The organism is Pseudomonas hydrolytica (assembly GCF_021495345.1).
Classification (GTDB): domain Bacteria; phylum Pseudomonadota; class Gammaproteobacteria; order Pseudomonadales; family Pseudomonadaceae; genus Aquipseudomonas; species Aquipseudomonas hydrolytica.
The window spans coordinates 2,576,804-2,589,666 of sequence record NZ_CP099397.1 but is presented as its reverse complement, the minus strand read 5'-3'; the positions used below and the strand labels follow the sequence as shown (position 1 = coordinate 2,589,666).

Genomic DNA, 12,863 nt, shown 5'->3' with positions numbered 1-12,863 from the left:
AGGCACTTGCCGCGTTTGGGGGAATCGATGGATATCTGGATGGCCTTTCAGGCCCTGATCCTGGGCATAGTGGAAGGCCTGACCGAGTTCTTGCCAATTTCCAGCACCGGTCACCTGATCGTGGTCGGCGATCTGCTGGGCTTCAACGGAGAAACCGCTACAGCGTTCAAGATCATCATCCAGCTCGGCGCCATTCTGGCGGTGATGTGGGAATTCCGCGCGCGGGTGCTCGGTGTGGTGCTGGGGCTGCGCAGCGAGCCGCGTGCGCAGCGCTTCACCTTCAACCTGCTGCTGGCCTTCATTCCGGCTGTGGTTTTCGGCCTGGCCTTTGCCGATCTGATCGAACACTGGCTGTTCAATCCGATCACGGTGGCCACCGCCTTGATCGTGGGCGGCATCATCATGCTCTGGGCGGAGAAACGTGAGCACGCCATCCAGGCCGAGTCGGTCGATGACATGACCTGGAAGCTGGCGCTGAAGGTCGGCTTCGCGCAATGCCTGGCGCTGATTCCGGGAACATCCCGTTCCGGGGCGACCATCATCGGCGGGCTGGTGTTCGGCCTGTCGCGCAAGGCGGCCACGGAGTTCTCCTTCTTTCTGGCGATGCCGACCATGATCGCCGCCACGGTCTACTCGCTGTTCAAGTACCGCGACATCCTGCAGTGGAGCGATCTGCCGATTTTTGCCATCGGCTTCGTCAGCACCTTCATCGTGGCGATGATCACCGTGCGCGCCTTGCTCAAGTTCATCGCCAATCACAGCTATGCCGTGTTCGCCTGGTACCGCATTGCCTTCGGTCTGGTGATTCTCGCCACCTGGCAACTGCACCTGATCGACTGGAGCACGGCGCAACCGTGAGCGGCAACGAACGCAAAGGGCGCCTGAGAAGTTGGGATGACGCCAAGGGTTTTGGTTTCATCCAGCCGCAAGACGGTGGAGCCGAGGTTTTCGCTCATATCTCGGCGATGCGCGGCGACCGCCGCCCGCAGCCGGGTGACGAGGTGCTGTTCGTCGCCGGGCGTGATCCGCGCGGTCGGCCGCGTGCCGAACACCTGCGCCTGGCCGGTGAACTGAGCCTTGATCGGCCGGCGATCCGGCGCAAACCGAAAACGCCCGGCACGGCGGCACCGGTAGTGCGCAAGGCTGCTGCCAAATCCACACACCGATCATCGACTCAAGGCTCCATCCATAACTTTTCCAGCAAGGCCTTGGTGCTCGCTTTGCTGTGCATCCTGCCATTGCTCGGCTGCGTGACGCTGTTCGGCAAGGGGCTCTGGTGGATATTGCCGCTTTATCTGCTGGCCAGCCTGCTGAGTTTCCTGCAGTACTGGCTGGATAAACGCAGCGCTCAGAGTGGCGGCCGACGCACGCCGGAAAACACCCTGCATCTGGTGGAGCTGATCGGTGGCTGGCCGGGTGCGCTGGTCGCTCAGCAGACCTTCCGCCACAAGACGCGCAAGGCCTCCTATCAGGCGCTGTTCTGGCTGATCGTCGCGGCGCATCAACTGTTGTGGATCGATTGGCTGCTGCTCGACGGCGCCTACGTCGCCCGCCATATCCCGCTATTCGTCCAGTAGCAGACCGGGCTGCAGGCGCTTGGGCAGTCGGCGTACCACCAACTGATGGGAACGGGTCAGCAACTGGCGCAGCTCTTGGTCGCCAAGCGGTAGCTGGCGGGCGCTCATGCTGACCCAGTGCGCTCGCGCCAGATAGGGCGCGGGGCGAATGCCGGGGCGGTCGACGTAGCCGAGAAAGAGGTCGTGATCGACCTTGAAGGCCAGATCCTCGCCCAGAAAATCGAGGATGGCGAACATCTTGTTGCCGGCTACCGAGAACACCCGGTTGCTGCCCCACTTGAGGTCTTCGCGGGCGCCCGGCAGGCTGAGGCAGAAGCTGGCGATCTGGTCGGGCGTCATGGGCATGTCCATCGCTGGTCGAAACGGCAGTCTATCGGTTGGCCGACTCGCTGCGTAGCCGCTCGATCTGGCGCCGGGCATAACCGATGAAAGCGGCCAGTGCCTGGGGCCGCTGAGCCAGGTCATCCCTGGCCTGGCCCAGATAGACGTCTCGCGCGGTTTCCAGCAGCGGCCGGTGCTCAGGGGGCAAGCGCTCGAGCAGCCAGTCGGCCGCCACGTCCTTGGCAGCGATCTCGCCGCTGCTCAGCGTCAGCCAGATGCGTGCCAGGGCCAGGACCACGTTGCACTCATCGCCCAGCCAGTCGTCCGGTCCGTTCCATTGCGCCGCGGTGTCGTGCAGGGCGTGAATCATGTCCGCCTCAGGCACCGGCTCGAACAGTTCGGCAGCCGGCGGGCCCAGCAGGCTGATAGCGTGCTGACGCGCCTTGCTCAGCAGGATGGCCAGGTCATGATCAGCCATGGCCGGCTCGAAGCGACCCGCCTGCAGCTCGTCGCGCAGCCATTCGCCGAACTGCAGTTCGCGCATCGGCCGATAACGCCAGGGCCGCACGGCGTCGTGCACCAGCAGCGTCACCTCCAGCGGGCGCAGGTGCGCGGTGGCCGGCCAGGCCGACAGCCTCAGCAGGTCGGTCATCAGGGCCTTGCGTGTGCTGTCGCTCAGGGGCGTGCGGACGGTGACCAGCAGATCGATGTCGCTTGCCGGTTTGAGGCCGCCGCTGACGGCGGAACCGAACAGATGCACCGCCAGCAGGTTGTCGCCAAGGTGATGATGCAGGAGGGTGAGGGCATTGCTGATCTGCAGGTTCATGTTTTCGCCATTGCGTTTCAGGTTGCGCTGCACTTTACCGCCGTTCGGCCTCGTCTCGCAGATGCGGGTTCCCGAAGCCCGGGTCTGGTCCCTGATAGCGTTCCACGCCATCTGAGGTGTCTGGCAGGATTATCTGCGTGGCTCCCTTGGGATGCCGGGATAGCTGAGCGCAAAAAAAAGCCCCTGAGCATCGACTCCGGGGCTGAGGAGGGTCGGCAGGGCTGCCGACCGGGGAGAGCAGATTCAGGCCTGTGGCTGCCAGCCGCCGCCGAGCGCCTTGTAGATCGCGACGATGCCGCTGTACAGCTCGACTTCGGCCGCGGCCTGGGCGTCTTCGGCGGCCAGGCGCTCGCGCTCGGCGTCCAGCAGAACGAGGAAGTCCACCGTGCCTTCGCGATAACGAATCGCCGCCTGGTCGGCAGCCGCGCGGCTGGCTTCGGCCTGGCGCACCAGGGAAACCAGGCGCTGCTGGCGTTTGGCATAGTCGCTGAAGGCGTTTTCCGATTCTTCCAGCGCCAGCAGCACCTGCTGTTCGTACTGCGACAGCGCGCCATCGGCCTCGGCTTCGGCGCCGCGCAGGCGTGCTCGTACGCTGCCCAGGTCGAAGGCCGCCCAGCTGATGCTCGGCGCTACGCCCCAGGCGCGGGCTGCTGACGAACCCAGCTGCGAACCGCGCCCGGCGGTAAAGCCGAGAAAGCCGGAGAGGCTGACCCGCGGAAACAGATCCGCCGTCGCCACGCCGACCTCGGCCGTGGCCGCCGCCAGTTGCCGCTCGGCCGCCTGGATATCCGGGCGACGGCGCAGCAGTTCGCTCGGGTTGCCGATGGGCAAGGCCTTGGCGATCACCGGCAGGGGTTTGGGCGACAGGTCGATCTGCAGCTGTTCCGGGCGCTGGCCGAGCAGGGTGGCGATGCGGTTCTGCGCGCGCACCTGCTGCGCCTGCAGTTGCGGCAGGCTGGCTTCGGTGGCGGCCAGGCGGGCATCGGCGCGCAGCACGTCCAGTTCGTTGCCGACGCCGGCGTCGCGCAGCTGTTCGGTGATGCCGCGCGAGTCCTGCTGGTTCTTCAGGTTCTCGCGGGCAATGCTTTCGCGCAGCTGTGCGCCACGCAGGGTGCCGTAGGCATCGACCAGTTCGGCGATCAGGCTGACCTGCAACTGGTAGTAGTCGGCCTCGGCCACTTCGATGCGCGCCTCGCTGGCTTCCAGCTGGCGCTGGATGCGGCCGAACAGGTCCAGCTCCCAGGCCATGTCCAGGCCCAGGTCGTAGCGTTCCTGACGGATGCGCTCCTCGCTGACCGGTGGCTGCTGCGCCTTGCCGAACTCGCCGCTGGCGCGGCTGGTGACGGTGGGCAGGCGGTCGTTGGCCACGTCATCGCGGATCGCCCGAGCCGCACGCAGGCGGTTGAAGGCCACGCGCAGCTCGCGGTTGTCCTGCAGCGAACGCTGCACCAGCTGGTTCAGCGTCGGATCGTCGAACTGCTGCCACCAGGCGGCTTCGAAGCGGCTGCGGTCGTAATCGGCCGCCTCCAGCGCGGCAATGCGCGCAGGGTCGGTCACGGGCGCTCGATAGTCCGGGCCGACGGCGCAGGCCGACAGCGCCAGGGCCAGGAGGGCGGGGGCAAAGGCTTTCATGCATGCGACTCCTGCAGACGGGCGACTTTGCGCGCTTCGCGTTTTTCGACGAAGCCGCGGATCAGGACATAGAACACCGGAGTCAGCAGCAGGCCGAAGAAGGTCACGCCGATCATCCCGGAGAACACCGCCACGCCCATGGCATGGCGCATCTCGGCGCCCGCACCGCTGGACAGCACCAGCGGCACCACGGCCATGATGAAGGCGATGGATGTCATCAGGATCGGGCGCAGACGCAGGCGGCAGGCTTCCAGCACCGCTGCGACGCGGTCGAGACCCTCTTCCTGTTTCTCCTTGGCGAACTCGACGATCAGGATGGCGTTCTTGCAGGCCAGGCCCACCAGCACGATCAGGCCGATCTGGGTAAAGATGTTGTTGTCGAGCCCGGCAATGATCACCCCGGTGATGGCGGTGAAGAGCACGATGGGCACGATCAGGATCACCGCCAGCGGCAGGCTCCAGCTTTCGTACTGGGCGGCCAGCACGAGGAAGGCCAGCAGCACGCAGAGCGGGAAGATGAAGATCGCGGTATTGCCGGCGAGGATCTGCTGGTAGGTCAGATCGGTCCACTCGAAGGTCATGCCGATCGGCAGTTCCTCATTGAGCAGCTTGGCGATGGCCGCCTCGGCCTGGCCCGAGCTGTAGCCCGGCGCGGCGGCACCGTTGATCTCGGCGGTGAGGAAGCCGTTGTAGTGCATCACCCGATCGGGACCTGCGCTGTCATCGACCTTGACGAAGGTCGACAGCGGCACCATCTCGCCACGGTTGTTGCGCACCTTGAGCTGACCGATCTGCTCCGGTTCCAGACGGAATTGCTGATCGGCCTGGACGTTGACCTGGTAGGTGCGGCCGAAGCGGTTGAAGTCGTTGGCGTACAGCGAGCCCAGGTACACCTGCAGGGTGTCGAAGATGTCGCTGATGGCCACACCATGGGTCTTGGCCTTTTCGCGGTCGATGGCGGCATCGACCTGCGGCACGTTGACCTGGTAGCTGGTGAACACCGACATCGGGTTCAGCTCCGGCAACTGGCGGGCCTTGTTGAGGATGTTCTGGGTCTGCACGTACAGCTCGTCATAGCCCAGGTTGCCACGGTCCTGAATCTGCAGGCGGAAGCCACCGATGGTGCCCAGGCCCTGTACCGGCGGCGGCGGGAAGATGGCGAGGTAAGCCTCCTGAATCACACCGAACTGGCCGTTGAGCTCGGCGGCAATGGCGCCGGCAGACAGGCTCTCGTCCTTGCGCAGGCCGAAGTCCTTGAGCGTGACGAAAACGATGCCGCTGTTCGGGCTGTTGGTGAAGCCGTTGATCGACAGACCGGGGAAGGCCACGGTGTTTTCCACGCCCGGATGCTTGCTGGCGATTTCGCTCATGCGCTTGATCACCACTTCGGTACGGTCGAGCGTCGCTGCGTCCGGCAACTGGGCGAAGGCCACCAGGTACTGCTTGTCCTGCTGCGGCACGAAGCCGGTCGGGGTGCTGGAGAAGCCCAGGTAGCCGAGCACCAGCAGGCCGCCGTAGACCAGCATGGCGATGCTGCTGCCACGCAGCACGCGGCGCACGGTGCCGACGTAGCGGTTGCTGGCGCGCTCGAACATGCGGTTGAACGGGGTGAACAGCCAGCCGGCGAACAGCCTGTCGAGCAGGCGCGAGAATCCATCCTTCGGTGCGTGATGGTCCTTGAGCAGGATGGCGGCGAGGGCTGGCGACAGGGTCAGCGAGTTGATCGCCGAGATCACCGTGGAAATGGCGATGGTCAGGGCGAACTGCTGATAGAACTGGCCCGAGAGACCGGAGATGAAGGCCGTCGGCACGAACACGGCGCACAGCACCAGAGCGGTGGCGACGATGGGGCCGGTCACCTCCTTCATGGCCTGGCGGGTGGCCTCGACCGGGGATTTGCCCAGGGCGATGTTGCGCTCGACGTTCTCCACCACGACGATGGCGTCGTCCACCACGATACCGATGGCCAGCACCAGGCCGAACAGCGACAGGGCGTTGAGCGAGAAGCCGAACATGTGCATGACCGCGAAGGTGCCGATTAGCGATACCGGCACGGCAGCCAGGGGGATGATCGAGGCGCGCCAGGTCTGCAGGAACAGCACGACCACCAGCACCACCAGCACCACGGCTTCGAGCAGGGTGTGCACCACCGCCTCGATGGAGCCGCGCACGAAGATGGTCGGGTCATACACCACTTCGTAGTCCATGCCTTGCGGGAAGGACTTCTTCAGTTCGGCCATGCGCTCGCGCACCGAGTCGGAAATCTCGATGGCGTTGGAGCCGGGGCGCTGGAATACCGGGATGGCCACGGCCGGCTGGTTGTTCAGCAGCGAGCGCAGGGCGTACTGGTTGGAGCCCAGCTCGACGCGGGCAATGTCGCGCAGACGGGTGATTTCGCCGTTGTCGCCAACGCGGATGATGATGTTCTCGAACTCTTCCTCGGAGACCAGGCGGCCCTGAGCGTTGATCGACAGCTGGAAGCTGTTGCCGGCATCGGAAGGCGGTGCGCCGAGGGCACCGGCGGCGACCTGGCGGTTCTGCTCGCGGATGGCGGTGACCACGTCGGTGGCGGTGAGTCCACGCGAAGCTACCTTGTTCGGGTCGAGCCACACGCGCAGCGAGTAGTTGCCCATGCCGAACAGCTGCACGTCGCCGACGCCGTCCAGGCGCGCCAGCTCGTCCTTGACGTTGAGCGCGGCGTAGTTGGACAGGTAGAGCATGTCGTAGCGCTGATCCGGCGAGGTCAGGTGCACCACCATGGTCAGGTCCGGGGAGGCCTTGTCCACGGTCACGCCGAGACGCTGCACTTCGGTGGGCAGGGTCGGCATGGTGCGGGTGACGCGGTTCTGCACCTGCACCTGGGCGTTGTCCAGATCGGTGCCGAGGGCGAAGGTCACGGTCAGCGTCAGGCGGCCGTCGATGGTCGACTGCGACGACATGTAGAGCATGCCCTCGACGCCGACGATGGCCTGCTCCAGCGGCGAGGCGACGGTTTCACCGATCACCTTGGGGTTGGCACCGGGGAAATCGGCACGCACCACCACGGTGGGCGGCACCACTTCCGGGTATTCGCTGATCGGCAGCTGGAACAGCGAGATGGCGCCGCCGATCAGGATCAGCAGCGACAGCACCGCGGCGAAGATCGGCCGCTGGATGAAGAATTGCGAGAAATTCATGGGTCTTTCCTCTGGGCGCGGGTTGGATCAGCCGCGCGGCGAGCGAGCTTCGATTTTTTCGGCGGCGATGCGCGGGGCCTGGCTGCCATCGACGGCCTGGCGCATGCGGGCCAGCTGTTCGAGGGTGCTGTCATCGGCCATGGATACCGGCTGCGGGTCGACGATGGAGCCGGGCATGGCGCGCTGCAGGCCGTTGACCACGATCTTCTCGCCTTTGCTCAGGCCGCTACGCACGATGCGCAGGCCTTCGAGCTTCGGCCCCAGTTCGATGGAGCGATAGGCCACGGCATTGTCCTCGCCCAGCACCAGCACGTACTTCTTGCCCAGATCGGTGCCGACCGCCTCGTCCTTGATCAGGGTGGCGGCGTAGGGCTTGCTGCCCACCAGCTTGAGGCGGGCGTACAGACCGGGGGTGAAGCGGCCGTCCTGATTATCGAACACGGCGCGACCACGAATGGTGCCGGTACGCGGGTTGACCTGGTTGTCGAGAAAGTCCAGCTGACCCAGGTGCGGGTGGCCGGCTTCATCGGACAGGCCCAGGTACACCGGGCTGGCGCCGCGGGCGTCGGCGCCGGACTGGCGGGCCAGCTCGACGTACTTGAGGAAGGCGCGCTCGTCGGCGTCGAAGTAGGCGTAGACCTTGTCGGTGGAGACCACCGAGGTCAGCAGGCTTTCGCCGGCGCCGACCAGGTTGCCTTCGGTGATTTCGGCGCGGCTGACGCGACCGTCGATGGGCGAGGTGATGCGGGTGAAACCGAGGTTGAGGCGGGCGTTGTCCAGTTCCGCCTGGATCGCCGCGACCTGCGCCTGGGCCTCGGTGGCGGCGCTGGCGCGGGCATCGGCGAGTTCCGCGGAGATGGCGTTGCTCTGGCGCAGGCGTTCGCCGCGGCGGGCTTCGTTGGCGGCGCGCGCCTGGTTGGCACGGGCCTGCTGCAGCTGGGCTTCGAGGCGCTTGACCTCGGCCTGGAACGGACGCGGATCGATCTGGAACAACAGGTCGCCTTTCTTCACCAGGCTGCCTTCGCTGAAGGCGACGCGGTCGATGTAACCGGAGACGCGCGGGCGAATCTCGACCGATTGCGGCGCTTCGAGACGCCCGGTGAACTCATCCCATTCGTTGACCGGCTGTTCGATCACTTCGGCCACGCTGACCTTGGCCGCGGGCATCTGGTTTTGCGCCTGCGGCGCCTGTTCACAGCCGCTCAGCAGGACCAGGCCGGCGAGGGCGAGGGGAAATATCCAGATGTTCTTGTGTAGCTGTTCCATGGGTGACTCCGCCAGACGGATTTGTGAATGGGCGGAGTCTGCTGCGCGGCATGGCCAGCGACGAATCGAATGCCATGAAGTTGAATATCAGTGCTAATGATTATTGGCAGCTCATGGCGATGTTGCAGCCCGCCGCTTCGTCCCTGGCAAGGGCCCGGCTGCAGTTGCGCTCATTCATCGCTCTGTTCTGGCGGCGTTTCGAAGGCCGAGCGCACGGCCTCCACGACCCGCTGCGCGCGCTGGGCGTCCTCCAGCTGCGGGTAGGCCTTCTTCAGCTTGCCGGACAGCTGCCAGCCGTTCTCCCTGAGCGAGCGGATGATGCGATTGGCGTCCTGATCCGGCATTTCCAGCACCTCTTTCAGGCGCTCCTGGGCACGCTGGAAAACTACCAGCACTCGCGCTTCATCCGCCATCTCGGTGCGCACGGTGTGTTCGATGACCTGTGCGGTGTACAGCACGTGTTCGCTCAGGTCCGGATAGCGCCAGGCGAACAGGGCGTCGTCGTAATCGTCGAACACCAGGTTGCTCTGGGTGCCATCCTCGTAGGCCTTGAGCTCGCCAAAGCGGTAGGCCGCGGCATAGCGCTGCATGAAGGGCCGCGAAAACACCTCCAGCGTGCGGTCGTAGCGCGCGCGAAAGTCGATCGAGCTGGTGATCGTGGCCGATACGGGCAGGATCACGCCGTCAGGCAGCGCCTTGTCACGAATCAGCACGTCGTTGATCAGGAAGCGGTGCAGCCGGCCATTGCCGTCACGCATCGGGTGGATGTAGACGAAGGCGAAGGCGATAGCTGCGGCTCGGGCCAGCGGTTCGGCGCCGCGGGTGGCCGTCTCGAACGCTTTCAGCCCGTCGAGCAGCTGCGCCAGGTGGTCGAAGGGCGGGGCGATGTAATGCACGATGTCCTCGCGCATGGTGGCCTGGCCGACGAACACCGGCGAACGCCGCAAACCCAGGCCGAACGCTTCGCTGCCGAGAATGCCCGCCTGTAGTCGCTGCAGGCTCTGGTTGCCCAGCGGATCCTCGATATGCCCGCAGTACCTGGCGATCACCTGGGCGAAACGCTGGATGCGGTCGGCCTGGTCCTGCTCTTTCTCGATCAGGAAGCTGGCGCGGGATTCCTTGAACGTCAGCCAGGTAGCCGTGCGCAGCAGGATGTCTGCGCCGAAGGCCTGATTCAGTTCGCGCAGTGCCGCATCCAGGTCGAACTGCAGCGCCTGCTGCAGTGCCTCGGTACGGCGGATCAGCGGGCAGAAGTGCGGTGTGCCGGGCAGATTGTCGTTGATGCGCCAGCGCCGCGCGCGCAGCGGCTCGACCCGGGTCAGGTAGTGCTGCGCCGAAATCGCATCGACGTAGCCACCGTTGGTGACGTCCGGCACATCCAGGCGCTGCCCGGTCAGCCACTCATAGAGGAAGCCGGTGCGGCGGGCATACTGGCCGAACGGCGCTTGCCGGCACCAGGTTTCGATGGGCTCGGGGCCGACGGCGGCGAACAGGCGGGCGAAGAACTCAAGGTGAATTTCCTCGTACTTCAAGCCGAACTCGAAATGGCCGGCGAAGCTGTCCGCTGGCTGGTAGCTGGCCGGATACCTGTTTTCGATAAGGCCGTCGCTCTCGCGACTCATCCGCGAGCTGCCGATCAGCGACTCGACACGCAGGGGCTGGACCGGCGCAATACCGTAGCGTTCGGCCAGTGCCTTGAAGCCAACCTGCATGAGTGAATTCCTTAATTGGAGTGAAAAATCGATAACAAAAAGCCGTTGCCGCGCGAAAACGATAATCCTCGCCGCACAAAAACGCTAATGGATAGTTGGATTTGACAAGAAATCGTTGGTTCTAGTCGAAAATAATAACGAGCTAGTGCCGGCACGCCCGATGAGCCGCGAGCGGCAGGGCAGGCTTACAGGCTGTCCGGATCGCCGCAGAACATCTGGATGCGCGAACGCAGCCAGCGTTCGGCCGGATCGTTGTCCTGAGCACCGCGCCAGGCCATGTGCAGTTCGAACGAGGGGGTTTCCAGTGGCAGCTCCTCGGCGCGCAGGCCGCCGGCGGCCGTCAGGGCGGCAGCGGTGTAGTCCGGCACGCTGGCGACGATGTCGGTTTCCGCCAGCAGACTGGCCAGGCCGTTGAACTGCGGCACGGCCAGTACCACATGGCGTTTGCAGCCGACCTTCTCCAGTTCCTCATCGATGAAGCCGGTGAGGTCGCCCGCGTAGGACACCAGGGCATGAGGGCGGGCGCAATAGTCCTCGAGGCTCAGCGCGCCGGGGGCGGTGTCGGCGCGCAGCAGTTTGGCCTTGCTGCGCCGCAACACCTTGCGTTTGGCATTGGCCGGCAGCTCCTCGGTGTAGGACACGCCCACGGAGATTTCCCCGGAAGCGAGCAGCCCCGGCATCATCAGGTAGTTGGTGCGACGAACCACCAGAACCACGCCCGGGGCCTCGGCGCGCAGACGGCGGAGCAGGGCGGGGAGCAGGGCGAACTCCACGTCGTCGGACAGGCCAACACGAAACACCGCCTTGCTGGTGGCCGGGTCGAAGTCGGCAGCGCGACTGACCGCGGTGGAAATCGAGTCCAGTGCCGGCGAGAGCAGGGCGAAGATTTCCTGCGCGCGGGGTGTCGGCTCCATGCTGCGGCCGGTGCGCACGAACAGGGGATCATCGAACAGGGTGCGCAGGCGGGCGAGGGCGGCACTGATGGCCGGCTGGCCCAGGAACAGCTTCTCCGCAGCCCGGGTAACGCTGCGCTCGTGCATCAGGGTCTCGAAGACGATCAGCAGGTTCAGGTCGAGGCGACGCAGGTCGTTGCGGTTCATCCGGGTACCATCCGAGGAAAACGGGCCTTGTCAGCACGGCGTGGCAATGAGAGCCTTTGCCTGGGCAATAGTACGGGCAGTGCGTGACGGAATGAAAGTCGCCGAATCACTGCCAGGCATGAAGACTATCGATGGAGTCTGATAGTGCTGCCGACCCACAGCGGATAGAGTCCACAGTCATTGAAGTGTTAATCCGCGATCAAGCTCGAGGTAAGCGATGTCCCGCATGATCCGTTTCCATAAGTTCGGCGATGCCGAAGTACTCCAGTACGAGGAGGTTCCAACGCCCGTGCCCGGCCCAGGTGAAGTGCTGGTGCGCGTGCAGGCCGTTGGCCTTGGCTGGAAAGACGTGCTGTGGCGGCAGAACCTGGCGGCCGAGCAGGCCAAGCTCCCGTCGGGCATCGGCTTCGAACTGGCCGGCAGCGTGGCCGCGCTGGGCGAAGGCGTCAGCGACTTCGAAGTCGGCACCGCCGTGGCCGGTTTCCCGGCCAGCACACCGAATCGTTATCCGACCTGGGGTGATCTGGTGCTCATGCCCGCTCACGCCCTGACCCGTTATCCCGACGTGCTCAGCCCGGTCGAGGCCAGCGTTCATTACACCAGCCTGTTGTTCGGCTATCTGGCGCTGAATGATCTTGCCCACCTCAAGCCGGGGCAGCACGTGCTGATCACCGAGGCCAGCCATTGCATGGCGCCGCAGACCGTGCAACTGGCCAAGGCGCTGGGCGCCAAGGTCATCGTCTCCACCGGTTCGGCCGATGATCGCGAGTTTCTCCGCGGCCTCGGCGCCGACAAGGTGATCGTGACCGAGGAGCAGGACCTGGTTCTGGAGGTGGAGCGCTACACCGAAGGCAAGGGCGTCGAGATCATCCTCGACCAGTGTGCCGGTCCGCAGATGAAGCTGCTGGGCGACATCGCCGCGCCACGTGGCAAGCTGATCCTGTACGGGATCAACGGCGGCAACGACACGGCGTTCCCGGCCTGTGCGGCGTTCAAGAAGCATCTGCAGTTCTTCCGTCACTGCGTGCTGGATTTCACCGGTTGCCCGGAGCTGGGCATCGAGCCCAACAACGAGGCCGTGCAGCGAGCGCTCACGCACATCAACCAGATGACTGCCGACCGTCTGCTGACGCCGGTGATCGACAAGGTCTTCGCTTTCGAGGACTTCGTCGCGGCTCATCGCTACATGGAAACCTGCCCGAATCGTGGGCGAGTGGCTCTGCAACTGGCCACGGATTAAAGTCCGTGGCCTT

General features: G+C 65.1%; 10 protein-coding genes. 3 read left to right on the top strand and 7 right to left on the bottom strand.

What is annotated here, in order from left to right; all coding sequences use genetic code 11:
• The first annotated feature begins 27 nt into the window (after nt 1-27).
• Entirely contained in the window at nt 28-858 is an 831-nt protein-coding gene (locus tag L1F06_RS11985) for an undecaprenyl-diphosphate phosphatase (RefSeq protein ID WP_012018574.1), read from the top strand.
• Entirely contained in the window at nt 855-1,577 is a 723-nt protein-coding gene (locus tag L1F06_RS11980; RefSeq protein WP_129482750.1) for a DUF1294 domain-containing protein, read from the top strand. Before L1F06_RS11985 ends, L1F06_RS11980 begins: the two co-directional genes overlap by 4 nt.
• Here the strand turns inward: L1F06_RS11980 and L1F06_RS11975 are convergent.
• The 7 genes from L1F06_RS11975 to L1F06_RS11945 form a co-directional block, all read right to left on the bottom strand.
• The gene (locus L1F06_RS11975) at nt 1,563-1,916 is read right to left on the bottom strand and encodes an MmcQ/YjbR family DNA-binding protein (RefSeq protein WP_003246929.1); all 354 of its coding nucleotides are present in this window, start codon (nt 1,914-1,916) and stop codon (nt 1,563-1,565) included. The genes L1F06_RS11980 and L1F06_RS11975 overlap by 15 nt on opposite strands.
• 31 nt (nt 1,917-1,947) lie before the next feature.
• Complete coding sequence (locus L1F06_RS11970; RefSeq protein ID WP_129482749.1) at nt 1,948-2,724, bottom strand: AadA family aminoglycoside 3''-O-nucleotidyltransferase; 777 nt, start codon at nt 2,722-2,724, stop codon at nt 1,948-1,950.
• 243 nt (nt 2,725-2,967) lie between these two features.
• Nucleotides 2,968-4,356, bottom strand: coding sequence for an efflux transporter outer membrane subunit (locus L1F06_RS11965; protein ID WP_096826446.1), 1,389 nt, complete (start codon nt 4,354-4,356; stop codon nt 2,968-2,970).
• Nucleotides 4,353-7,532, bottom strand: coding sequence for an efflux RND transporter permease subunit (locus tag L1F06_RS11960; protein ID WP_129482748.1), 3,180 nt, complete (start codon nt 7,530-7,532; stop codon nt 4,353-4,355). Before L1F06_RS11960 ends, L1F06_RS11965 begins: the two co-directional genes overlap by 4 nt.
• Before the next feature lie 27 nt (nt 7,533-7,559).
• Nucleotides 7,560-8,798 (bottom strand): multidrug efflux RND transporter periplasmic adaptor subunit MexE, encoded by a 1,239-nt coding sequence (gene mexE, locus L1F06_RS11955; protein WP_012018579.1) that lies wholly within the window; start codon nt 8,796-8,798, stop codon nt 7,560-7,562.
• Nucleotides 8,799-8,968: 170 nt separating this feature from the next.
• Nucleotides 8,969-10,510, bottom strand: coding sequence for a Fic family protein (locus L1F06_RS11950; protein ID WP_129482747.1), 1,542 nt, complete (start codon nt 10,508-10,510; stop codon nt 8,969-8,971).
• A 185-nt stretch (nt 10,511-10,695) separates the two neighbouring features.
• Nucleotides 10,696-11,610, bottom strand: coding sequence for a LysR family transcriptional regulator (locus L1F06_RS11945; protein WP_003246923.1), 915 nt, complete (start codon nt 11,608-11,610; stop codon nt 10,696-10,698).
• A gap of 217 nt (nt 11,611-11,827) precedes the next feature.
• Here L1F06_RS11945 and L1F06_RS11940 point away from each other — a divergent pair, with 217 nt between their 5' ends.
• Complete coding sequence (locus tag L1F06_RS11940) at nt 11,828-12,850, top strand: zinc-dependent alcohol dehydrogenase family protein (RefSeq protein WP_003246922.1); 1,023 nt, start codon at nt 11,828-11,830, stop codon at nt 12,848-12,850.
• Nucleotides 12,851-12,863: the final 13 nt, after the last annotated feature.